The organism is Rhizobium gallicum bv. gallicum R602sp (assembly GCF_000816845.1).
Taxonomy (GTDB): Bacteria; Pseudomonadota; Alphaproteobacteria; order Rhizobiales; family Rhizobiaceae; genus Rhizobium; species Rhizobium gallicum.
In genome coordinates this window covers 2,907,907-2,929,714 of record NZ_CP006877.1, presented here as the reverse complement: position 1 = coordinate 2,929,714, position 21,808 = coordinate 2,907,907, and the positions used below count along the sequence as shown (strand labels likewise).

Annotated in this window: 19 protein-coding genes; 14 read left to right on the top strand and 5 right to left on the bottom strand. The window is 59.5% G+C overall.

Annotated features, from left to right (window positions below):
• The first annotated feature begins 243 nt into the window (after nucleotides 1-243).
• The gene (locus tag RGR602_RS14490; protein ID WP_039845686.1) at nucleotides 244-933 is read left to right on the top strand and encodes a VOC family protein; all 690 of its coding nucleotides are present in this window, start codon (nucleotides 244-246) and stop codon (nucleotides 931-933) included.
• Between the two features lie 141 nt (nucleotides 934-1,074).
• On the opposite strand, the gene RGR602_RS14485 is transcribed toward RGR602_RS14490, so the two are convergent.
• Nucleotides 1,075-1,557 carry a methyltransferase family protein gene (locus RGR602_RS14485; RefSeq protein ID WP_039845685.1) on the bottom strand — a complete coding sequence of 161 codons (483 nt, stop codon included), beginning with the start codon at nucleotides 1,555-1,557 and terminating at the stop codon, nucleotides 1,075-1,077.
• A 323-nt stretch (nucleotides 1,558-1,880) separates the two neighbouring features.
• Between RGR602_RS14485 and RGR602_RS14480 the strand changes: the two genes are divergently transcribed.
• The 8 genes from RGR602_RS14480 to RGR602_RS14445 all read left to right on the top strand — a co-directional run bounded on the left by RGR602_RS14480 (nucleotide 1,881) and on the right by RGR602_RS14445 (nucleotide 9,300).
• The gene (locus RGR602_RS14480) at nucleotides 1,881-2,273 is read left to right on the top strand and encodes a VOC family protein (protein WP_039845684.1); all 393 of its coding nucleotides are present in this window, start codon (nucleotides 1,881-1,883) and stop codon (nucleotides 2,271-2,273) included.
• Between the two features lie 398 nt (nucleotides 2,274-2,671).
• Nucleotides 2,672-3,574 (top strand): branched-chain amino acid ABC transporter permease, encoded by a 903-nt coding sequence (locus RGR602_RS14475; protein WP_039845683.1) that lies wholly within the window; start codon nucleotides 2,672-2,674, stop codon nucleotides 3,572-3,574.
• Between the two features lie 4 nt (nucleotides 3,575-3,578).
• Nucleotides 3,579-4,970 (top strand): high-affinity branched-chain amino acid ABC transporter permease LivM, encoded by a 1,392-nt coding sequence (gene livM / locus RGR602_RS14470; protein ID WP_039845682.1) that lies wholly within the window; start codon nucleotides 3,579-3,581, stop codon nucleotides 4,968-4,970.
• The gene (locus RGR602_RS14465) at nucleotides 4,970-5,848 is read left to right on the top strand and encodes an ABC transporter ATP-binding protein (RefSeq protein WP_039845681.1); all 879 of its coding nucleotides are present in this window, start codon (nucleotides 4,970-4,972) and stop codon (nucleotides 5,846-5,848) included. Before livM ends, RGR602_RS14465 begins: the two co-directional genes overlap by 1 nt.
• Nucleotides 5,848-6,576 (top strand): ABC transporter ATP-binding protein, encoded by a 729-nt coding sequence (locus tag RGR602_RS14460; protein ID WP_022716961.1) that lies wholly within the window; start codon nucleotides 5,848-5,850, stop codon nucleotides 6,574-6,576. The genes RGR602_RS14465 and RGR602_RS14460 overlap by 1 nt, the downstream gene beginning before the upstream one ends.
• 24 nt (nucleotides 6,577-6,600) lie before the next feature.
• Nucleotides 6,601-6,954, top strand: a complete 354-nt coding sequence (locus RGR602_RS14455) for a DUF6867 family protein (RefSeq protein ID WP_039845680.1) — start codon at nucleotides 6,601-6,603, stop codon at nucleotides 6,952-6,954.
• A 120-nt stretch (nucleotides 6,955-7,074) separates the two neighbouring features.
• Nucleotides 7,075-8,196, top strand: coding sequence for a branched-chain amino acid ABC transporter substrate-binding protein (locus RGR602_RS14450; protein WP_039845679.1), 1,122 nt, complete (start codon nucleotides 7,075-7,077; stop codon nucleotides 8,194-8,196).
• Nucleotides 8,197-8,331: 135 nt separating this feature from the next.
• Nucleotides 8,332-9,300 (top strand): 2-hydroxyacid dehydrogenase, encoded by a 969-nt coding sequence (locus RGR602_RS14445; RefSeq protein WP_039845678.1) that lies wholly within the window; start codon nucleotides 8,332-8,334, stop codon nucleotides 9,298-9,300.
• Between the two features lie 26 nt (nucleotides 9,301-9,326).
• Here the strand turns inward: RGR602_RS14445 and RGR602_RS14440 are convergent, their stop codons facing one another.
• The 4 genes from RGR602_RS14440 to RGR602_RS14425 form a co-directional block, all read right to left on the bottom strand.
• Nucleotides 9,327-10,511, bottom strand: a complete 1,185-nt coding sequence (locus RGR602_RS14440) for an acyltransferase family protein (RefSeq protein ID WP_052451567.1) — start codon at nucleotides 10,509-10,511, stop codon at nucleotides 9,327-9,329.
• A gap of 137 nt (nucleotides 10,512-10,648) precedes the next feature.
• The gene (locus tag RGR602_RS14435; protein ID WP_223843942.1) at nucleotides 10,649-11,122 is read right to left on the bottom strand and encodes a GNAT family N-acetyltransferase; all 474 of its coding nucleotides are present in this window, start codon (nucleotides 11,120-11,122) and stop codon (nucleotides 10,649-10,651) included.
• Nucleotide 11,123: 1 nt separating this feature from the next.
• On the bottom strand, nucleotides 11,124-12,041 hold the full coding sequence (locus RGR602_RS14430) for a response regulator transcription factor (protein WP_039845677.1): 918 nt from the start codon (nucleotides 12,039-12,041) through the stop codon (nucleotides 11,124-11,126).
• Complete coding sequence (locus RGR602_RS14425; RefSeq protein WP_039845676.1) at nucleotides 12,034-15,420, bottom strand: hybrid sensor histidine kinase/response regulator; 3,387 nt, start codon at nucleotides 15,418-15,420, stop codon at nucleotides 12,034-12,036. The genes RGR602_RS14430 and RGR602_RS14425 overlap by 8 nt, the downstream gene beginning before the upstream one ends.
• Before the next feature lie 415 nt (nucleotides 15,421-15,835).
• Between RGR602_RS14425 and urtA the strand changes: the two genes are divergently transcribed.
• From urtA to urtE, 5 genes are all read left to right on the top strand, one after another.
• The gene (gene urtA, locus RGR602_RS14420) at nucleotides 15,836-17,128 is read left to right on the top strand and encodes an urea ABC transporter substrate-binding protein (protein ID WP_039845675.1); all 1,293 of its coding nucleotides are present in this window, start codon (nucleotides 15,836-15,838) and stop codon (nucleotides 17,126-17,128) included.
• A gap of 120 nt (nucleotides 17,129-17,248) precedes the next feature.
• The gene (urtB, locus tag RGR602_RS14415) at nucleotides 17,249-18,868 is read left to right on the top strand and encodes an urea ABC transporter permease subunit UrtB (protein ID WP_039845674.1); all 1,620 of its coding nucleotides are present in this window, start codon (nucleotides 17,249-17,251) and stop codon (nucleotides 18,866-18,868) included.
• Complete coding sequence (gene urtC, locus RGR602_RS14410) at nucleotides 18,865-20,028, top strand: urea ABC transporter permease subunit UrtC (RefSeq protein WP_039845673.1); 1,164 nt, start codon at nucleotides 18,865-18,867, stop codon at nucleotides 20,026-20,028. Before urtB ends, urtC begins: the two co-directional genes overlap by 4 nt.
• A 6-nt stretch (nucleotides 20,029-20,034) precedes the next feature.
• Complete coding sequence (urtD, locus tag RGR602_RS14405) at nucleotides 20,035-20,790, top strand: urea ABC transporter ATP-binding protein UrtD (protein ID WP_039845672.1); 756 nt, start codon at nucleotides 20,035-20,037, stop codon at nucleotides 20,788-20,790.
• 221 nt (nucleotides 20,791-21,011) lie between these two features.
• The gene (gene urtE / locus RGR602_RS14400; protein ID WP_039845671.1) at nucleotides 21,012-21,707 is read left to right on the top strand and encodes an urea ABC transporter ATP-binding subunit UrtE; all 696 of its coding nucleotides are present in this window, start codon (nucleotides 21,012-21,014) and stop codon (nucleotides 21,705-21,707) included.
• The last annotated feature ends 101 nt before the right edge of the window (nucleotides 21,708-21,808 follow it).

Sequence of the window (21,808 nt, the reverse complement as noted above, 5' to 3'; positions counted from 1 at the left end):
ATATATGGTGATCGAGCCACCTTTTTACGCGGGGCATAGCCGTAGATTGCTGGCGACCGCGATGGCAACGGGCCACACGACGGGCAAGTGGGTCCTCAAAACAATCGGAATTCTCCACAACGAAGATTAGCGCAGGTCCATTAGCACCACATCATAATTGATTCGACTGCACCCCTCCGCTGTGATCCACTCGCTTGGGCATGTGCCGCCGCCCTGAAGGCTGCCAACCTTAAGGAACTCCACATGAGTAACAGCCAGGAGCACATCAAAACGGTTGTCGAGACCCCGAGAACGCAGACGATCGACATGAAGCTGGAGATCGTCGTTATTCCTGTTTCGGATGTGGATCGCGCCAAGGGCTTTTACAGCGATCTGGGTTGGAGGCTCGACGCCGACTTCGCCGCCGATGAGGGCTTTCGGGTAATCCAGTTTACGCCGCCTGGCTCCGGGTGCTCGGTTATCTTCGGCCAGAACGTCACTGCAGCAGCACCCGGCTCCGCGCGGGGCTTGTACCTGATCGTCTCCGATATCACTGCCGCCCGACGCGAGTTGCTTGGGCGTGGGGTCGAGGTCAGCGAGGTGTTTCACGACGCTAGCGGCGTCTACGCTGGCACCGACGAACCCTACCTGTTTGGGCAGCTCCGGATCCCTGGTCCGGATCCCGAGCACCGCAGCTACCGCTCGTTCGCCTCATTCAGCGATCCAGATGGCAACGGCTGGTTGCTCCAGGAGATTACCGCCCGATTGCCCGGACGCGTGGACGCCGACGCCACGACATTCACCTCGTCGACAGAGCTCGCGGCAGCCCTCCGGCGTGCGGCTACCGCGCATGGCGAGCACGAGAAGCTGACGGGCGAGTACGATGAGGGCTGGCCGGACTGGTACGCCGAGTACATTGTCAGCGAGCAGGCCGGCAATCAGCTGCCATCGTAAGGGCGGTGCCGACGGCGGCCGCGACGGTCGCCGCAAAGGCATATCTGTTCTGCGCCACCGAGCCCGACCTTGCCAATGATGCCGCGAATGTCGCGTCTCGACCCGATCTGCGGTTCCAGCAGGTTGATCCGTCTTCGTCCGCTACAGCCACCGCCGGACGCGGGCTTTGTAGGCGAGATAGATGTCCCCGAACCTCCGCTCGAGATAGGCCTCCTCGCGGGCGACCACGCCGTAGCGGATGACGAGATAGAACGGCACCAGCAGGACGACGAGCCACAGACTGTCGAGAGCGATGGCCAAGCCGATGAGGCCGAGGAACATGCCGATATAGATCGGGTTGCGCGTGAAGCGGTAGGGTCCCTGGTCGACGATGGTCGCCGTTGGCTGGGTGGTCTGGATCTGCGTCCCCGCACGGCGGAAGGTCCCCGCCGCCCAGATCAGCAGCGCCAGTCCGGCGAGGAACACAATGCCGCCGAGAGCGCCGGCCGGCATGGCCGCCGGCATGAACGGCAGCTGATAGAGCCAGTCGAGCGCGAGCCCGGCAACTACAGCGAGCGCCCAGGCGATCGGCGGCCGCACCGCCGCGCCTGAACCGTCGCGCCAATTCCCGCTCACCTCGTTCATGCCGCCCGCCCGATCTGCTCCGGGCCCGCCAAGGCCCTTCCACCGATGGGAGTTTACGTTGCTTCGAAAGAGATTTGAAGTCAGAGGGCGTGGGAAAGGATCGAATTCGGCTCGACTTCTCGCTATGCAAATGGCAGCTCCCGAGAAGCGACGGATTTTAACTTAAGGTGCACGTTTTCCGATGAAGCGGCCCACTTTTGTGCTCGTGCAACATTCGCCCCCCTCAGCTCAAGGTGTGACTGCCCGGAACAAAGAGGCGGGCGGGCGTGTTAACCGGCGAAACCCACCGCATTGAAGCTCCGCCTCATTTTCGTGAGACCAAGATGGCCATCCACTTCAATCATACTATTCTGTCGGCTCGAGACAGTAAGGCCTCGGCAGATTTCCTGGCCGATATGCTGGGCCTGTCGCCGCCGCGGCGGTGGGGGCCGTTCCACATGGTCACGACCGACAACGATGCCAATCTCGACTATATGGATACGAAGGGTGAGATCGTAAGCCAACACTACGCCTTCCTTGTCGGCGACGCTGAATTCAACGCGATATTCAATCGAATTCGAGAGCGGAACCTGCGCTACTGGGCCGATCCCGGCCAGAGAAAGCCAAGCGAAACCAATGACCACGACGGTGGACGCGGTCTCTATTTCGAAGATCCGAACGGTCACCTGCTCGAAATCATCACGCGTCCTTATGGCAGCGGCGGCTGGAATCCGTGAAAGTTGGCACTGGCGCATTTGCTAATTGCAACGCCCGGCAGGCCGTTCGTTTGAAACGTTTTTCGCGTCCGGCCTTTGAATTTCGTAGGAATTTGCCAAAAGTTCCGGTTTTATGGAATAAGTGCCATGCTTAAAGCTGCCCGCCTCGCAGGCGATTTGGTTAATCCACAGCCGGTTTCTGGCTAAAATTTCCTCAGGGAATGCCTCTTTAGTGTGGATTTTGGGCGGAAACGCGCCATTTACGTCCGTTTCGCCAAGAATCTGACCCAGTAAAGCCTTTTTGTCTTCACATTTTCACGGAAAACGGTATGGATGCCGCATATGAGGTTCCGATAAAAGGGAACTACAGACCAAAAAGAGATGCAGTCATGTTGGCTCGCATCCAGGGGAAATGACATATGGAGTATTTCGTCCAGCAGCTCTTCAATGGGCTGACGCTCGGATCCATCTATGGCCTTGTCGCTATTGGCTACACGATGGTTTATGGCATTATCGGCATGATCAATTTCGCCCATGGCGATATCTTCATGCTCGGTGGTTTTGCCGCTCTTATCGTCTTTCTCGTTCTCACATCCATCTTTGCAGGCGTTCCGGTCGCAGTTCTTCTGCTGCTGATGCTTATCGTTGCGATGCTGATGACGAGTTTATGGAATTGGACGATCGAGCGTGTTGCATACCGGCCGCTGCGCGGTTCCTTCCGCCTGGCGCCGCTGATCACCGCGATCGGCATGTCGATCACCCTGTCCAACTTCATCCAGGTGACGCAGGGTCCGCGCAACAAGCCGATTCCGCCGCTCGTCGGTTCGGTTTATAATATCGGCGGTATTTCGATCTCGCTGAAGCAGATCATCATCATCGTCATCACCGTGGTGCTGCTGGCCGCCTTCTGGTACATCGTCAATCGCACGGCGCTCGGACGCGCCCAGCGCGCGACGGAGCAGGACCGCAAAATGGCCGCTCTTCTCGGCGTCAATGTCGATCAGACGATCTCCATCACCTTCATCATGGGCGCGGCACTCGCCGCAGTCGCCGGCACGATGTACCTGATGTATTATGGCGTCGCCTCGTTCAACGACGGCTTCACGCCGGGCGTCAAGGCGTTTACCGCAGCCGTTCTCGGCGGCATCGGCTCTTTGCCGGGGGCTGTTCTCGGCGGACTGATGATCGGCCTCATCGAATCGCTTTGGTCCGCCTATTTCACGATCGCCTACAAGGATGTCGCGACTTTTGCGATCCTCGCTTTCGTCCTGATCTTCAAGCCGACCGGCATTCTCGGACGGCCGGAAGTCGAGAAGGTATAACATCATGGCAAACATCGAAAATCCTGCTGGCAAGCTCGCACCCGGGCTTGTCCAGAAAGGCCTTACGGAAGCTTTATTCGCGGCCCTCCTTTCTCTCGGTCTGTTCGTTCTCTATGTCGGCCTCAAGACCGACCAGAACATCAACAACGAGCTCATCATCGTTCAGCGGTGGGGCCTGCTTGCGATCTTTGTGGCGATCGCCGCGATCAGCCGCTTCGTCATCGTCGTTTTCGTCAAGCCGAACATCGACAAGCGCAAGCTTGCCAAGGCGAAGCACGGCGAGCTCGACATCTCGACCGAGAAGGGTTTTCTCCGTCAGCATTTCCTGAAAATCGCGCTTGTCGCACTTCTGCTCTATCCGGTGGCCATCTACGCGGCCTTCGGCGCGCAGGGCTCGCTGAAATGGGTCGACAACTTCGGCATCCAGATTCTCATCTATGTGATGCTCGCATGGGGCCTTAACATCGTCGTCGGCCTTGCCGGTCTGCTCGACCTCGGTTACGTCGCCTTCTACGCGGTCGGTGCCTATTCCTATGCGCTGCTCTCCAGCTATTTCGGCCTGTCCTTCTGGCTTCTGCTGCCGATGTCGGGCATCCTGGCGGCGCTTTGGGGTGTCATCCTCGGCTTCCCCGTCCTGCGTTTGCGCGGCGACTATCTCGCCATCGTGACGCTCGCATTCGGTGAAATCATCCGTCTCGTGCTCATCAACTGGACGGCTGTGACCAAGGGTACCTTCGGCATCTCCGGCATCCCGAAGGCGACGCTGTTCGGCATTCCCTTCGATGCGACGTCGGGCGGCTTTGCCAAGCTCATGGGCCTTCCAATGTCGTCGGCCTATTACAAGATCTTCCTCTTCTATCTGATCCTGGGACTTTGCATGCTGACGGCCTACGTCACGATCCGGCTTCGCCGCATGCCGATCGGTCGCGCCTGGGAAGCGCTGCGCGAAGACGAAATCGCCTGCCGTTCCCTCGGCATCAATACGGTCACGACCAAGCTCACAGCCTTTGCGACGGGTGCGATGTTCGGCGGCTTTGCCGGCTCGTTTTTTGCAGTGCGCCAGGGCTTCGTCTCTCCGGAATCCTTCGTCTTCCTCGAATCGGCCGTCATCCTGGCCATCGTCGTCCTCGGCGGCATGGGCTCGCTGACCGGTATTGCGATTGCTGCGCTCGTCATGGTCGGCGGGACGGAATTGCTGCGCGAGATGGACTTCCTGAAAGCCGTCTTCGGTCCGGATTTCACGCCGGAACTCTACCGCATGCTTCTCTTCGGGCTCGCCATGGTCGTTGTCATGCTGTTCAAGCCGCGCGGCTTCGTCGGCTCGCGTGAACCGACTGCCTTCCTCAAGGAGCGCAGGGCAGTTTCCGGAAGCTTTATCAAGGAGGGGCACGGCTGATGAGCCCCGTAGAAATGACGACAATGTCCAGCGATACCCTGCTCAAAGTCGAGCATCTGTCGATGAGGTTCGGTGGCCTCATGGCCATCAACGACCTCTCCTTCGAAGCCAAGCGCGGTGATATTACCGCGCTGATCGGCCCGAACGGTGCCGGCAAGACCACCGTCTTCAACTGCATCACCGGCTTCTACAAGCCGACGATGGGAATGATCACACTGAACCAGCAGAGCGGTAAGCAGTACCTGCTCGAGCGCCTGCCGGATTTCCGCATCACCAAGGAAGCCCGGGTCGCTCGTACCTTCCAGAACATCCGCCTGTTCTCGGGCCTCACCGTTCTGGAGAACCTGCTCGTTGCCCAGCACAACAAGCTGATGAAGGCATCGGGCTATACGATCCTCGGCCTTCTCAACATCGGCCCTTACAGGAAAGAGGCTGCAGCATCCATCGAGCTCGCACGCTTCTGGCTGGAAAAGGCCGATCTGATCAGCCGCGCCGACGACCCTGCAGGCGATCTGCCCTATGGCGCGCAGCGGCGTCTCGAAATCGCCCGCGCCATGTGCACCGAGCCGGAATTGCTCTGCCTGGACGAGCCCGCCGCCGGCCTCAATCCACGTGAATCGGCGGCTCTCAACGCACTGCTGCAGGGAATTCGCGCCGATACCGGTACGTCGATCCTGCTCATCGAACACGATATGTCGGTGGTCATGGAAATCTCCGACCATGTCGTGGTGCTGGAATACGGGCAGAAGATTTCCGATGGCACGCCGGATCATGTGAAGAACGACCCGAGGGTCATCGCGGCCTATCTCGGTGTCGAGGACAAGGAAGTGGAAGAGGTCATCGCAACTGTCGAGAGCCTCGAAGGGGGCGCAAACTGATGGCCGGCGAACAGCTTCTCAAGGTTCAGGGCGTCGAAACCTATTACGGCAATATCCGTGCGCTCGCGGGCATCGATGTCGACGTCAACAAGGGTGAGATCGTCAGCCTCATCGGCGCCAACGGCGCTGGCAAGTCGACGCTGATGATGACGATCTGCGGCAGCCCGCAGGCGCGCACCGGCGCGGTGATCTTCGAAGGGCGCGACATCACTCGCATGCCGACGCACGACATCGCGCGGCTTCGCATTGCGCAGTCGCCGGAAGGCCGCCGCATCTTCCCGCGGATGACGGTCACGGAAAACCTGCAGATGGGTGCGGGCCTCGACAACCTCAAACATTTCAACGAGGACGTCGAGAAGATCTTCACGCTGTTCCCGCGCCTTAAGGAACGCCACGCGCAGCGCGGCGGCACGCTTTCGGGCGGCGAGCAGCAGATGCTGTCAATCGGCCGTGCGCTGATGGCGCGCCCGAAGCTCCTGCTTCTCGACGAGCCGTCGCTCGGTCTCGCGCCGCTGATCGTCAAGGGTATTTTCGAGGCGATCAAAAAGCTCAACGAGCAGGAAGGCCTCACCGTTTTCCTCGTCGAGCAGAATGCATTTGCTGCCCTGAAGCTCTCGCACCGCGCTTACGTGATGGTGAACGGCAAGGTAACGATGAGCGGGTCCGGCAAGGAACTGCTCGCCAATCCGGAAGTCCGTGCCGCCTATCTCGAAGGCGGAAGACATTGAGCCGGGCAGAAGGGAGAGTTTGATATGCAGGGACTTTTCTTCGAACCGGATACGGGCGTGCGGATGGTCATCCGCGGGCTGGTCGTGCTGATCGGGTTCTGGACGGCATGGCGCGCCGGCAGGGCTGCAGCTGAAAGCTGGAGCAACTATCCGCTGGTCGTCGTTTACACCTTCCTGCTCGCCTGGGTGATGCAGTTCCTGCATCATGCGCTCTTCAACGGGCCGATGCTCAGCGCCTTCTTTTACATCATCGATTTCGTGCTGCTGCTCGTCTTCTCGACGGCGGGTTTCCGTTATCGCCGCACCAATCAGATGGTCAACAACTATTACTGGCTGTACGAAAAAACTTCCGCGTTCTCGTGGAAGGACAAACATTGACAGTCCGTTGAAACTAGGCATGAATTGCCTTCAGAGTGGAACAGCTTTCCTGGCGCAGTCAATGGTGGGTAATGCGCCGGGCCTTGGACCGGAACCCGCCCAAAAATTGGGAGTAAAAATATGAAGAAATCTCTTCTGTCGGCAGTGGCACTGACGGCGATGGTCGCCTTCAGCGGCAACGCCTGGGCCGACATTCTCATTGGCGTCGGCGGTCCTTTGACTGGCCCGAACGCTGCGTTCGGCGCTCAGCTTCAGAAGGGTGCCGAGCAGGCAGCCGCTGATATCAACGCCGCAGGCGGCATCAACGGCGAGCAGATCAAGCTCGAACTCGGTGACGATGTCTCCGACCCGAAGCAGGGCATCTCGGTCGCCAACAAGTTCGTCGCTGACGGCGTGAAGTTCGTGATCGGCCACTTCAACTCGGGCGTCTCGATCCCGGCGTCTGAAGTCTATGCTGAAAACGGCATCCTCGAAATCACCCCGGCTGCAACGAACCCGGTGTTCACCGAGCGCGGCCTGTGGAACACATTCCGTACCTGCGGCCGTGACGACCAGCAGGGCGCGATTGCCGGCAAATATCTTGCCGATCATTTCAAGGACGCCAAGATCGCTGTCGTTCACGACAAGACACCTTACGGTCAGGGTCTTGCCGACGAGACCAAGAAGTCTCTGAACGCTGCTGGCGTTACCGAAGCCATGTATGAAGGCATCAATGTCGGCGACAAGGACTTCTCCGCTCTCATCGCAAAGATGAAGGAAGCCGGCGTCTCGATCATCTATTGGGGTGGTCTGCACACCGAAGCCGGTCTCATCATCCGTCAGGCTGCCGACCAGGGCCTGAAGGCAACGCTCGTTTCGGGCGACGGTATCGTCTCGAACGAACTTGCTTCCATCGCTGGCGACGCAGTTGCCGGTACGCTGAACACCTTCGGCCCGGATCCGACGATCAACCCGGCCAACAAGGAACTCGTTGAGAAGTTCAAGGCTGCCGGCTTCAACCCGGAAGCTTACACTCTCTACTCCTACGCTGCCATGCAGGCGATCGCCGGTGCTGCCAAGGCGGCCGGTTCGACCGATGCGGAAGCCGTCGCAACCGCGATGAAGGAAAAGGGTCCGTTCCCGACCGTTCTCGGCGACATCTCCTTCGACGAAAAGGGTGACCCGAAGATTCCGGGCTACATCATGTACGAATGGAAGAAGGGTCCGGACGGCAAGTACAGCTACTTCCCGCAGAGTATGTAAGCTTCGCTTGCACGGTCCAGTACCGTTTACGGAAGCCCGGTCTCGACCGGGCTTCTTTCTTTTTGGACAGGCGTTTCAATTCTTGCGGTCATCCTCTAGTTCTTTGAGGCGTAGAATTTTGAGACGGAAGCACCAATGTCCCCACCGCGCATCCTCGTCACCCGCCAATGGCCCGCCGCGGCAGAAGCCGCCCTTGCCGAACGTTTCGACGTAACCTTCAACGAGGAGGATATTCCGCTTGGTCTCGATCAAATGCGGCAGGCGATGGCAGCCTATGATGCGGTCCTTCCCACCGTTTCCGACAAGCTGCCTTCCAGCATTTTCGAAGGTGATACCCGCGCGAAAATTCTAGGCAATTTCGGCGTCGGCTACAATCACATCGATATCGCCGCCGCCAAGGCGAAAGGCGTCTTGGTCACCAATACGCCCGGCGTTCTCACCGATTGCACCGCGGACATCGCCATGCTGCTCCTGCTCGCCGTTGCCCGCCGGGGCGGGGAGGGCGAGCGCCAGCTTCGCAGCGGCGCGTGGAAGGGTTGGTGCCCGACGCACATGATTGGCACAAAGGTGGCTGGCAAGACGGTCGGGATCATCGGATTCGGCCGCATCGGCAGGGCCTTTGCACAGCGCTGCCATTTCGGTTTCGGGATGGACGTCGTCTTCTTCAATCGCTCGACGATCGATGCCGCGGAGGCTGCGCGATACGGGGCTCGCCAGCTGGCGACGATGGAGGAGGTGCTGGGCGCTTCCGATTTCGTTTCGCTCCATTGCCCCGGCGGTGCGCAGAACCGGCATCTGATGAATGCACCGCGCTTTGCGGCGATGAAGAAAGGCGCGTTTCTGATCAATACGGCGCGCGGCGACGTGGTCGACGAGGCGGCATTGATCAGTGCCCTTCAGGGCGGCAGCATCCGCGGCGCGGGGCTCGACGTCTATGAAGCAGAGCCGCAGGTGCCGGAAGAGCTGAAGTCGATGGAGAATGTCGTCCTGCTGCCGCATCTAGGCAGCGCGACGGAGGAGACCCGAACGGCAATGGGCATGAAGGTGGTGGAAAACATCACCGCCTTTTTCGACGGGCGCGAGCCGCCCGATCGCGTCGTTTGATTTCGTTCCCTTTGGCGCAGGATGACCTATCGCGAGAGCTGCCGATCGGGCTCGCTTGTTGCAATCTTCCTGCCATGATCGCTCAAGCCGAACAGGACACGTGCCGGGCCAGGCACCAAGTCGACACTAACGGCGAAGAGCACCGAAAGCAGGATGGTGGCGGCCGTGACGATCGAATAGCTCACGGCGACCGGCATATCGAGTGGCAGGACATAGTACAGCGCGGCTACCGTTACGGTTTGATGCACGATGTACAGCGGGAATACCAGCCGGTTCAGCCCAGACAGCTTTTCGCTGGGCTGATTGAAGTGACGCGCCGCAAATCCAACGAGGGTCAGGATCATGCTCCAGGCCAGCAAGAAGATCCCTGCCTTGAATAGCGGCGTATTTTGCGCGTAGCTGCCGATCGCCTCGTCCTCCGGCACCAGCCAGGCGTAGCGATAGAGCAGCCCGCTTGTCACCAGGGCGATCGCAGCACTGACGAATCGCCGGCCGATGATCGTTTCGATTAGAGCACTGTGATGGCGGGCCATGAGGAAGCCCAGTCCGAACCAGCTTGCCCAAACGGCAAACCACGCACCGTCATTGTAGAGGGCATTCGTTTGCTTCGGAAAGAAGGGCGAAAGCGCCAGGTTGAGTGCAAGCGGCAGCAGGAAAAAGAGGTAGATGAAGCCGGTTTTCGAAGTGCGTTCGAACCAGGCTGCGATCTTGTTTCCCGGCTGTACCAGGTATCCGAAGATCGGATAGCAGATCACCGACATGACCAGCAGATAGGCGACGAACCACATATGCGCCCACGTGAAGTTGCCCTTGGGGTAGCGACCTTCGGTGAAGTAGCGGGTCGTCCAGAATTCGAGAAGTGAACCCTGATAGCCATTCTCGTACATTCGTTCGTACCACACCTGCGGCACAACGATCACTGCCATGGCAAAGAGGAGGGGTATTAGCAGACGAAACGTGCGCTTGCGCAGGAAGGACAGGCTGCCTGCCGAGCCGAAGGTAAAGGCCGCTCCCATGCCCGAAACGAAAAACAACAGCGCAAGCCGCCAAGCGCGCGGGAAGTCCATGACCAAAGAAAGCGTGGCGCTTGTCTTGTCGCTGTGGATCAGCCAGTTGATGTCGGGCAGGAAGGACGCCGACGAATGGTAGACGAGCAGAATGGCGAAGGCGAAGATCCTCAACCGATCCACATAGTAAAGCCTGCTTTTCATGCCGCCGTCCGCCGCTCAATCGCCTATGGTGCCTTTTGCATACGCGCAAAGGATTTAAGGATCGCTGCCTAAGCTTGGTAAAAATATTTCTCCTACCTGAAGGCGCGGATCCCTATCCACTGTGAAATGCGTGCCAATCAGGCACTGCCGGTCGGCAGGTTTAGTTCGAAAAGCAGTTCGTTGTCCTTCTCGCCAATCAGTTCCCAGCCAGCTTGACGATAGAGCTTCTCGGCTCTTGTTCCCGGGTCTGTTGTCAGCCAGATGCGCTCATGGCCTGCATTCTTCAAGACCGAACAGGCGCTGGCAAGAAGGGCCGTTCCGATACCGCGCTTTGCGTAAGCATCATCGACAAACAGCGCCCAGATGTTGCCGTTGCGCGGGTCCCCGGCGGAAAAACCTAAGACCTCGCCATCCTGTTCCCAGACGAATATTCCCGGGTTTGCAATAAACCAGCGCAGATCGTCGAGTGTAATCTTGCCTGGATCGGATAGCCTGTTTTCACGAACGCTGTTTCGGATTTCCACGATGCGTACGATATCGCGTTCTTTCGCCTTCCGGATCAATATCTCCAGCCTTTGCCGTGTCGGGATCTCGATAAGCTGCCCAGACAACTCATATCTCATGCAGCACATGCGCCGCCTTGACCGCAGCCGAGGCGCGGTTTTCGACGCCAAGCTTCACGTAGATCTGCTCCAGGTGCTTGTTCACCGTGCGTGCCGACAGTCCCAGAATTTCACCGATATCGCGGTTCGCCTTGCCCTTGGCGATCCAGAGCAGCACCTCGGATTCGCGCTGGGTCAGAGAGAAATGCTGGCGAAGCACGGCGTCGTCGCTGCGTTGATTGGCGGCGGTCAGGCGGAAGAGATATTCGTCGGGTCCGATGGTTCCGAGGAAACCGAGTTGAAGCGTTGCCTGGCCCGCGCTTGCGATGGAGATGACGGCATCGCGCCCGCCTGAAGCGCGCATTTTCATCCACTCGGCAATATGATTGGTGACGATGTCCATGCCGTCGTCACTGCCCGTCGCTGCATTGACGAGGCGGGTTGCCTGCGGCGTCGACCAGTGAACGGCACCGTCGCCTTTGACGGCAAGCAGGTGACGTCCAGCAGCGTCCAGGGCAACGCGGGCGCTTTGCGCCGAACGCGCGTTGCGTAGATGCACCCGAATGCGGGCGCGAAGCTCATCGATATTGATCGGTTTGGTCAGATAGTCGACCCCGCCGGATTCGAGCGCGTGGACGATGTGTTCGGTTTCGGTGAGGCCGGTCATGAAGATCACCGGCACCTGGCTGACGGCCGCATTGGCCTTCAGCTTGCGGCAGGTCTCGAAGCCATCCATCGAAGGCATGACCGCGTCGAGCAGGATCAGATCCGGCGTGATGCGCTCGACGATATTCAAGGCTGCAGAGCCCGAGGTTGCAATCAGCACGGAAAAACCGGACTGCTCCAACGCATCGGTCAAGAAGCCAAGCGCCTCGGGGGAGTCGTCGACCAGCAGAACGATATCGCGGGGGAGGGCCGGTTCAGCCAATGGTTTCTACCTTTTCGTCGAAGCCGCGCAGGAAGGTCATGAAGCCGGCGAGATCGAAGGCGGCGACATAGGTGCGGAGTTCATCCGTAAATGGCTGATTTGCCTCCACCTTGGCAAGGTCTGCAAGCTTGGCTTCGATGCCGCGGATATAGCCGATCTCGCCGAGGCGGAGCAATTCGTCGATATGCGCGCTACCTGGGCTTTTCATCGGCGGCTGAGCCAGGGGAATAGGTGCCTGGGCGGCGTCGGCATAGATCCACTTCAGGCCAAGATGCAGCGCTAGCTTGTCGCGAAGCTGCTTGATATCGACCGGCTTGCCGATTGCATCGCTGTGGCTGCCGTCGCTGTCGGCGGCAGCTGCCGCGTCTCCGATATTGGCCGAGAGCATGACGATCGGGGAGGTCTGGCCGGTTTCGCGCAGGCGCGATACGAGTTGCCAGCCGTTCATGCCGGGCATCGAAATGTCGACGAGGAAGAGGTCCGGCTGGATGCCTTCGATCAGAGTGAGGCAATCGGGCCCGTTGCCCGCCGTCAGCATGACGAAATCGAGCGGCACCAGGATTTCTCGCATCATTTCGCGATGATCTTCGTTGTCGTCGACGACGACGATCGTCCGACGCGGGCCGTCATAGCTGACGATTTTCTTTTCCTGCGGCGGCGGGATCATTTCGCGCGTCACGGCAAATAGCATCAGGCGAACGCGGAAGGTCGAGCCCTTGTCCTTCTCGCTGACGACGGCGATTTCACCGCCGAGCGTGTTGGTGAGGAGTTGCGTGATCGTCAGGCCCAATCCAAGCCCCGGCATGGGGCGGATGCTGTCGGCCTCACCCCGCTGGAAAGGTTCGTAGATGCGGCTCAGGTCCTTTTCGGCAATGCCGCGACCGGTGTCGGAAACGGTGAAGGTCGCAACCTGGCTGCGATAGCTGACATCGAAAGTCACGCTCCCCTCATCGGTAAACTTGATGGCGTTCGAAAGCAGATTGACGAGGATTTGACGCACGCGTTTCTCGTCGGTGCGGACGAACTGCGGCAGGGACTGAGAGCGGTCATGCCTGAAAGCAAGACCCTTTGCGTGGGCCTGCGGGCGGAACATGTCGACGATCTGGTCGAGGAAATCGTGGATGTTGATCTCATTCGAATAGACCTGCAGGCGGCCCGCCTCGATCTTGGAAATGTCCAGCAAACCGTCGATCAGGCCGGAAAGATGCTCGGCGCTGCGGCGGATGACCTTGATGGATGACTGGCGCGGTGCAGGTATGGTCTCGTCGCGCTCCAGAATCTGGGCATAGCCGAGCACGGCGTTGAGCGGCGTACGCAACTCATGGCTCAAGCCCACGACATAGCGGCTTTTCGCCCGGTTCGCGGCTTCTGCCGCCTCCTTGGCATTCTGAAGCGCTGCGTCGGTCTTTTTGTGCGCGGCGATTTCCCTCAGCAGCAGAGTATTTTGACGCGAAGATTCCTCTTCGGCGACGACGCGGCTGTCATGCGCGAGCACGTAAAACCAGCAGACGACGCCGGCGATCACCGAGAAGACGAAGAAGACGATCAGGATCGTGCCGTTGACGACCTCCGCCGTTTCGGGAGAGGCCGAGGCGACCTGATGGGCAATCATCGCAAGGATTACGCCGACAGCTGTCAGGGCCAGAACCACGGCGATGCCGTAACGTCCGAGGCGGGTCGACAATTTCTCGATCACCGTTTCCGGCAGCAAGGTCTTGGCGACGGTGCCAACCTGCGTGTTGAACCGCGCCTTCGGCTTGCACATGTCGTGGCAGCGGCTGTCGAGCGAGCAGCAGAGCGAGCAAATCGGCGCTGCATAGGCCGGGCACCAGGCCATGTCTTCCGGCTCGAACGGATGTTCGCAGACGGAGCAGGTGATGTTCGGCAAGTTCTTCCAGCTGTGACGCGGTTTGCGCGCCAGATAGAACTTGCCCTTCGTCGCCCAGGCGATCAGCGGCGAGGCTGTGAGCGCGATCACTAGCGTGATGTAAGGTGCAAGCGAAGCGGCGATTGCGCCGAAGGCGCCGAAATGCGCAATCAGCGCCATCGTCGCCGAAAGACCCATTGCGCCGAGGCCGACCGGGTTGATGTCGTAGAGATGTGCGCGCTTGAACTCGATGCCGGGCGGCGCAAGGCCGAGCGGCTTGTTGATGAAGAGATCGGCCGAAATCGTGCAGAGCCAGGCCATGGCGATGATCGAGAATATCCCGAGCGTTTCCTCAAGCAGCCGGTAGATGCCGAGTTCCATGAGAAGCAGGGCGATCGCCACGTTGAAGATCAGCCAGATGACGCGGCCGGGGTGGCTGTGGGTCAGGCGCGAAAAAAAGTTCGACCATGCGAGCGACCCGGCATAGGCGTTCATCACGTTGATCTTCAACTGGGAAACGACGACGAAGGCCGCCATCAGCAGCAATGCCCCGTTGTGCCAAGGGATCATATAGCCGAAAGCGGTCAGGTACATCTGCGCCGGATCGGCGGCGCGGTCGACGGCCACGCCGGCACTTAACGTCAGCACGACGAGAAAGGAGCCGGCAAGCAGCTTTGGTGCGCCGATGATCACCCAGCCGGGGCCGGCCAGAAAGACGGCGAGCCGATGACGCAATTTGCGCTGCCCGTCCGGCGGCAGGAAGCGGAGAAAGTCTGCCTGTTCGCCGATCTGGGACATGAGGGCAAGGATCACGGCCGAAGCAGCGCCGAACTCCATCAGATTGAAATCCGCGATTGTACCTGGCGGGCCCGAAGCGTGACGAATGCCGGCGAAGGCGCGCCAGAGATCGAATTTTTCCCAATCCAGGATCGCGATGAAGATGAAGGGAAGGATATTGAGCACGATCCAGAAGGGCTGGGTGACGAGCTGGAACCTGCTGATCAGCTTGACACCGTAGGTCACCAGCGGGATCACCATGACGGCGCTGACGATGTAGCCGATCCAGAGCGGGATGCCGAGCGTCAGTTCCAGCGCGCCGGACATGATCGAAGCTTCGATCGCAAAGAGCATGAAGGTGAAGCTGGCATAGATCAGCGAGGTGATCGTCGAGCCGATATAGCCGAAGCTTGCGCCGCGCGTCAGAAGATCGATGTCAACGCCGTGCCTGATTGCATAGCGGCTGATCGGTAGGCCGATCGCGAGCATGGCGATCGAGGCGACGACGATCGCGAAGAAGGCGTTGGTCGTGCCATAGGAAAGCGTGATCGCACCGCCGATCGCTTCGAGCGCGAGAAAAGAAATCGCACCGATTGCGGTCTGCGAGATGCGCTGCGAGGAAAATTGCCGGGCGCTCTTGGCGGTAAAGCGCAACGCATAGTCTTCCAGCGTCTGGTTCGCGACCCAGCGATTATATTCGCGTCTCACCGGAATGATGCGTTGGCGCGCTGCCATGCCTATTTTCTAGCGCTTTCGATAAAATGATCATTGAATAGGCAGCTTTGGCAGGAATGACGGAAAACGCAAGAGCTGCAGCCTAGCAAGTTCACACAACAGCTATATTTTTGAAACGCGTCTGTCACAGCCAAATCCTACCGCTCCGGCATTCCTTCCCGAAAATTCGGAAATCCACTATGTCTGTGTTGCGCCATCGCCTCAACGGCTGCACGGCAGCGGTGACGCTCAAGACCTTTCCCTTACGGTGAGGTCCAAATCGCCGCCGCGTCTCGCGCCGATCTTCCCATTTCGCCCCTACCTCTACGTCATATTGCGTATACGGTTTTGCGCTGCAGCCCCCGATAGTTCTTTAAGCAACAGTTAATCTCCGTTTCCGGCCTGTTGCGGAACAAGAAGAGGGGAGTTCAACCAGATGAATCTCAAGTCCTATGTAACGGGCGCCGCGCTTGGCGTCGTCATGGCGGCGTCAGCCGCCTTCCACGGAGCCGCTGCTGCCGACGACACGATTAAGGTCGGCGTTCTGCATTCGCTCTCCGGTACCATGGCTATCTCCGAAACGACGCTGAAAGACGCCATGCTGATGCTCATTGATGAGCAGAACAAGAAGGGCGGCCTTCTCGGCAAGAAGCTCGAAGCGGTTGTCGTCGATCCAGCCTCCGATTGGCCGCTGTTTGCCGAAAAGGCACGCGAGTTGATTGAAAAGGACAAGGTTGCCGCCGTCTTCGGTTGCTGGACCTCGTCTTCGCGCAAATCGGTCCTGCCGGTTTTCGAAGAGCTGAACTCATTGCTCTTCTATCCGGTTCAGTATGAAGGCGAAGAGTCTTCGCGCAATATCTTCTACACGGGCGCTGCTCCGAACCAGCAGGCGATCCCGGCCGTCGACTACCTGATGGAAAAGGAAGGCGTAAAGCGCTTCGTGCTTGAAGGCACCGACTACGTCTATCCGCGCACCACCAACAAGATCCTGGAAGCCTACCTGGTATCCAAGGGCATTCCGAAGGAAGACATCATCGTCAACTATACGCCGTTCGGCTTCTCCGACTGGCAGACGGAAGTCTCCAAAATCAAGGAATTCGGCTCGTCCGGCAAGAAGACCGCCGTCGTCTCCACCATCAACGGCGACGCCAACGTTCCCTTCTACAAGGAACTCGGCAACCAGGGCATCAAGGCAACCGATATCCCGGTTATCGCCTTCTCGGTCGGCGAAGAAGAGCTTGCCGGCCTCGACACCAAGCCGCTCGTCGGTCACCTCGCAGCCTGGAACTACTTCGAGTCGGTCGAAAGCCCGGCCAACAAGAAGTTCATCAAGGAATGGCACGCCTTCACCAAGAACGACAAGCGCGTGACCAACGACCCGATGGAAGCCGCCTATATCGGCTTCAATGCCTGGGTTAAGGCTGTTCAGGCTGCCGGAACGACCGATACCGACAAGGTTCTCGACAGCATCATCGGCACCACGGTTCCGAACCTTTCCGGCGGCTATGCCACCGTCATGCCGAACCACCACATCACCAAGCCGGTGCTGATCGGCGAAATCCAGGCTGACGGACAGTTCGAAATCGTCCAGGAAACGTCAGCCGTCGTCGGCGACGAATGGTCCGACTTCCTGCCCGACTCCAAGGACCTGATCTCCGATTGGCGCAAGCCCATGAACTGCGGCAACTTCAACGTTGCAACGGGCAAGTGCGGCGGCAAGGGCTCCTGAGTACGAACCCGATCCGTTGACTGCCTGAAGCCTTCCGTCCGGATCCCTTGTCCGGGCGGAAGCTCCGTCCCGACCGATTGCTGCCCACAGGGCCAACGACAAGCCAGGCGAGAGAGCCCCATGTTTCGCGCCATCAAGATTTTCCTTTTGACGATCTGCCTTGCCTTGCCGACGTTCGCCACGGCGCTCGAGGCGCAGGACGATGTCCACGCCCTTGTCGATGCACTCGGCACCGGCGGGTTTCCGGAGCGCGAGGCTGCCATCAAGGCTCTTGTGGCTTCAGGAGATCCGCATGTCGGCCAGATCCTGCAGCAGCTGAGTGACGGCCAGCTTTACGTGAATTCCGAAGAAGGCGGCCCCGTTCTCCTGCAGGGTGGCTCCGACCACGAGCCGACCTATTCCGACCCGATCACCGGCGAGGCTGTCGCCGATATCGATCCGGACTACATGTCCAAGGTCAAGATAAACAATTCCCTGCGCGGCGTGATCGCCAGCGCCATGAGCACGCTGACGCTGCTGAGCCCGGACCGTTCAGCACGGCTTTCCGCCGCTCAAGGGCTGCTGAAAGATTCCGACCCTTCCAATCTCGAGCTTCTGAACTCGGCGCTCGCCGATGAAAAGGATGCCGAAATCAAGAACACGATGGAAGCGGCCCGCGCCGTCATGATGCTCAAGAGCGATGTCAGCGCCGAAGACAAGAAGGCGGCGATCGATACAATCGCGGCGCGCGGTGATCGCAATGCGCTCACAATCCTGACCACCGCGATGGAGACTGCACCCGACGACCTGAAGGCCGGCATCGAGGCCAATATCGCCGCTATCAAGCGCAATCTGGCGCTCTGGGATATCGTGCAGAACGTCTGGTACGGCCTGTCGCTCGGCTCGGTGCTGCTTCTCGCGGCAATCGGGCTTGCCATCACCTTCGGTGTCATGGGCGTCATCAACATGGCGCATGGCGAAATGGTGATGATCGGCGCTTACACGACCTACGTCGTGCAGGAACATATCGCGTCGAACTTTCCCGACCTTGCAACCTATTCCCTGGTGATTGCGATTCCGGCGGCCTTCCTATTCACCGGCTTCGTAGGCCTCGTCATAGAGCGCATGGTCATCCGCTATCTCTACGGCCGCCCGCTCGAAACGCTGCTGGCGACATGGGGCGTGTCCCTCATCCTGCAGCAGGCGGTTCGCACCATCTTCGGCCCGACCAACCGCGAAGTGCGCAATCCAAGCTGGATGTCCGGCGCCTTCGAACTCGGCGGGCTGTCGATCACCTGGAACCGCATGTGGATCATCGTCTTTTCAATGATCGTCTTCGTGACTTTACTGCTGCTTCTGAAGCGCTCCGCCTTCGGCCTGCAAATGCGCGCGGTCACGCAGAACCGCCGCATGGCGTCGTCCATGGGTATCCGCACCGGCTGGGTCGATGCCTTCACCTTCGCGCTCGGCTCCGGCATCGCGGGCATGGCGGGTGTGGCGCTTTCGCAGATCGACAACGTCTCGCCGAACCTTGGCCAGAGCTACATCATCGACAGCTTCATGGTCGTGGTCTTCGGCGGCGTCGGCAATCTTTGGGGCACGCTGGTGGGCGCGTTGTCGCTCGGCGTCGTCAACAAGTTCCTGGAGCCCTTCGCTGGCGCAGTGCTCGGCAAGATCCTCGTCCTCGTCCTCATCATCCTCTTCATCCAGAAGCGTCCGCGCGGGCTCTTCGCACTCAAAGGAAGGGCGGTGGAAGCATGATTACGGCGTTCCTTCTCCGGTCTCTCGATCGCAAGATTTCCATTGCCATCGCCATCTTGTTCATGGTCGCCGTGCTGGTGCCGGTTCTGAACCTCATGACAGGTCCGGCGAACCCGTTGCATATCCCGACCTACATCATGGCGCTGTTCGGCAAATATCTGACCTATGCGCTGCTGGCCCTGGCCCTCGATCTCGTCTGGGGCTTCTGCGGCATCCTTTCGCTCGGTCACGGCGCCTTCTTCGCGCTCGGCGGTTACGCGATGGGCATGTATCTGATGCGCCAGATCGGGTCGCGCGGCGTCTATGGCGACCCGATCCTGCCCGACTTCATGGTGTTCCTGAACTGGAAGGAACTGCCCTGGTTCTGGTACGGCTTCGACCAGTTCTGGTTTGCAGCGCTGATGGTGTTGCTGGTGCCTGGGCTGCTCGCCTTCGTCTTCGGCTGGTTCGCCTTCCGTAGCAGGGTCAACGGCGTCTATCTCTCGATCATCACCCAGGCAATGACCTATGCACTGCTGCTTGCCTTCTTCCGCAACGACATGGGCTTCGGCGGCAATAACGGCATGACGGACTTCAAGGACATCCTCGGCTTCAACGTGCAGGCCGACGCAACGCGCGCAGCACTCTTCGCCGCGACCGCAAGCCTCCTGGCACTGTCGCTGCTGATTGCTTCGGCCATCGTGCGTTCGAAGTTCGGCAAGGTGCTGGTCGGTGTGCGCGATGCGGAAAGCAGAACGCGCTTCCTCGGCTACCGCGTCGAACACTTCAAGCTCTTCACCTTTGTCGTCTCGGCGATGATGGCGGGTATTGCAGGTGCGCTTTACGTACCGCAGGTTGGCATCATCAATCCCGGAGAATTCGCACCGGCAAACTCCATCGAGGTCGTCATCTGGACCGCCGTCGGCGGCCGCTCGACGCTGATTGGTCCGATCATCGGGGCTATTCTGGTCAATGGCGGCAAAACCATCTTCACGGGCCTTTTTCCTGAGTTCTGGCTCTTTGCGCTCGGCGGTCTCTTCGTTGCCGTCACGCTGTTCCTGCCAAAAGGTATCGTCGGCACGATCGCCCCGTACCTTGGCAAGAAGAAGCCGAGGGCGGAAACCGCGCCGCTTGCATTTCAGGAAGAAGGCGTCGATGCAAAAATCCAGGCAGCGGAGTGAGCGGCTATGATCCCGGATATCAAACCCAACAGCGTGCTCTACCTCAACAACGTCTCGGTTTCCTTCGACGGCTTCAAGGCACTGAACTCGCTTTCGATCGTCATCGAGCCCGGCGAGCTTCGCGCCATCATCGGCCCCAACGGCGCCGGCAAGACGACGATGATGGACATCATCACCGGCAAGACGCGGCCTGACGAGGGCGAGGTTTATTTCAACGGCGAGATCGATCTCACCAAGAAAGATGAAGCCGATATCGCCCAGCTCGGCATAGGCCGCAAATTCCAGAAGCCGACCGTCTTCGAAAGCCATACGGTCTGGGACAATCTGGAACTCGCGCTGAATCGCAAGCGCGGCGTTTTTCCGACGCTCTTTTATCGCCTCTCGTCCGACGACAAGGCGCGCATCGAGGAAATCCTCAAGACCGTGCGGCTGACGCATCGTAGCGACGAGCTGGCAGCCAGTCTGTCTCACGGGCAGAAGCAATGGCTGGAGATTGGCATGCTGCTCGCACAGGAGCCGAAGCTGTTGCTGGTCGACGAGCCGGTTGCCGGTATGACCGATGCCGAAACCGTGGAGACGGCGATCCTGCTCCGGGAAATCGCCAAGACTCGTTCAGTCGTCGTCGTCGAGCATGACATGGGCTTCATCCGCGACCTCGGCGTCAAGGTGACCTGCCTGGCGGAAGGCTGCGTGCTTGCCGAAGGGTCGATCGATTTCGTGAGTTCCGATGCGAAGGTGATCGAAAATTATTTGGGGCGATGAGGGATGATTGATCTGTTTGTCGTTGGCAGGGCGCTGAGCCTTCCCGAACCCCTTCCCACAAGGGAGAGGGGTCTAACCGGGTCGTTCCCTCATTGCCATGATTACCCGCTTTTGCATGGGTTGATGGAAAGCGAGACGGTCGCTTCCAGTCAGCCACTGCCCCTTGTGGGAAGGGGTTGGGGAGAGGCCCTTGAACCCGCAACGCGCCAGGAGGCGGCCTCATGCTGACAGTCGAAAACGCAAACCTGCACTATGGCGCCGCACAAGCGTTGCGCGGGATCTCGATCAAGGCGGAGATGGGTAAGATCACTTGCGTGCTGGGGCGGAACGGCGTGGGGAAGAGTTCTCTTCTGCGCGCCGTCACCGGCCAGCATCTGCTGTCGGCCGGAACCGTGAGCTTCAATGACGTGGCGTTGAACGGCCTGCCGCCTTATGCGCGCGCCAAGCAGGGTATCGGCTATGTGCCGCAAGGGCGCGAGATTTTCCCGCTGCTCACCGTCAAGGAAAACCTCGAAACCGGCTTTGCTCCGCTTGGCCGCCGCGACCGCAACATTCCCGACGATATCTTCAGCCTCTTCCCGGTGCTGAAGTCGATGTTGTCCCGTCGCGGCGGCGACCTTTCCGGCGGACAGCAGCAGCAACTGGCGATCGGTCGGGCCATGGTGACGCGGCCGAAGATCCTTGTTCTGGACGAGCCGACGGAAGGCATCCAGCCGTCGATCATCAAGGATATCGGCAGGGCAATCCGCTATCTGCGCGACTCGACGGGCATGGCGATCTTGCTCGTAGAGCAGTATCTCGACTTCTGCCGCGAGCTTGCCGACTACGTCTACATCATGGACCGCGGCGAGATCGTCCACGAGGGTTTGGCCGAAACGCTCGATACGCCCGAGGCCAGGCGCCACCTGACCGTCTGAGCGGCATGTGCCGCTTTCCAAGGCAGCTTCCATGTTCTGGGCAACCCTGTCTGCCGCCGTTCCTTCAAGATCGGCAGGCGGCATAAAAATTGCTTGCTTTC

What these genes read in the sequence shown, in the direction of transcription:
- RGR602_RS14490 (WP_039845686.1), top strand. Translation starts at nt 244, where the DNA reads ATGAGTAACAGCCAGGAGCACATCAAAACGGTTGTCGAGACCCCGAGA.
- RGR602_RS14485 (WP_039845685.1), bottom strand. Translation starts at nt 1,557, where the DNA reads ATGAACGAGGTGAGCGGGAATTGGCGCGACGGTTCAGGCGCGGCGGTG.
- RGR602_RS14480 (WP_039845684.1), top strand. Translation starts at nt 1,881, where the DNA reads ATGGCCATCCACTTCAATCATACTATTCTGTCGGCTCGAGACAGTAAG.
- RGR602_RS14475 (WP_039845683.1), top strand. Translation starts at nt 2,672, where the DNA reads ATGGAGTATTTCGTCCAGCAGCTCTTCAATGGGCTGACGCTCGGATCC.
- livM (WP_039845682.1), top strand. Translation starts at nt 3,579, where the DNA reads ATGGCAAACATCGAAAATCCTGCTGGCAAGCTCGCACCCGGGCTTGTC.
- RGR602_RS14465 (WP_039845681.1), top strand. Translation starts at nt 4,970, where the DNA reads ATGAGCCCCGTAGAAATGACGACAATGTCCAGCGATACCCTGCTCAAA.
- RGR602_RS14460 (WP_022716961.1), top strand. Translation starts at nt 5,848, where the DNA reads ATGGCCGGCGAACAGCTTCTCAAGGTTCAGGGCGTCGAAACCTATTAC.
- RGR602_RS14455 (WP_039845680.1), top strand. Translation starts at nt 6,601, where the DNA reads ATGCAGGGACTTTTCTTCGAACCGGATACGGGCGTGCGGATGGTCATC.
- RGR602_RS14450 (WP_039845679.1), top strand. Translation starts at nt 7,075, where the DNA reads ATGAAGAAATCTCTTCTGTCGGCAGTGGCACTGACGGCGATGGTCGCC.
- RGR602_RS14445 (WP_039845678.1), top strand. Translation starts at nt 8,332, where the DNA reads ATGTCCCCACCGCGCATCCTCGTCACCCGCCAATGGCCCGCCGCGGCA.
- RGR602_RS14440 (WP_052451567.1), bottom strand. Translation starts at nt 10,511, where the DNA reads ATGAAAAGCAGGCTTTACTATGTGGATCGGTTGAGGATCTTCGCCTTC.
- RGR602_RS14425 (WP_039845676.1), bottom strand. Translation starts at nt 15,420, where the DNA reads ATGGCAGCGCGCCAACGCATCATTCCGGTGAGACGCGAATATAATCGC.
- urtA (WP_039845675.1), top strand. Translation starts at nt 15,836, where the DNA reads ATGAATCTCAAGTCCTATGTAACGGGCGCCGCGCTTGGCGTCGTCATG.
- urtB (WP_039845674.1), top strand. Translation starts at nt 17,249, where the DNA reads ATGTTTCGCGCCATCAAGATTTTCCTTTTGACGATCTGCCTTGCCTTG.
- urtC (WP_039845673.1), top strand. Translation starts at nt 18,865, where the DNA reads ATGATTACGGCGTTCCTTCTCCGGTCTCTCGATCGCAAGATTTCCATT.
- urtD (WP_039845672.1), top strand. Translation starts at nt 20,035, where the DNA reads ATGATCCCGGATATCAAACCCAACAGCGTGCTCTACCTCAACAACGTC.
- urtE (WP_039845671.1), top strand. Translation starts at nt 21,012, where the DNA reads ATGCTGACAGTCGAAAACGCAAACCTGCACTATGGCGCCGCACAAGCG.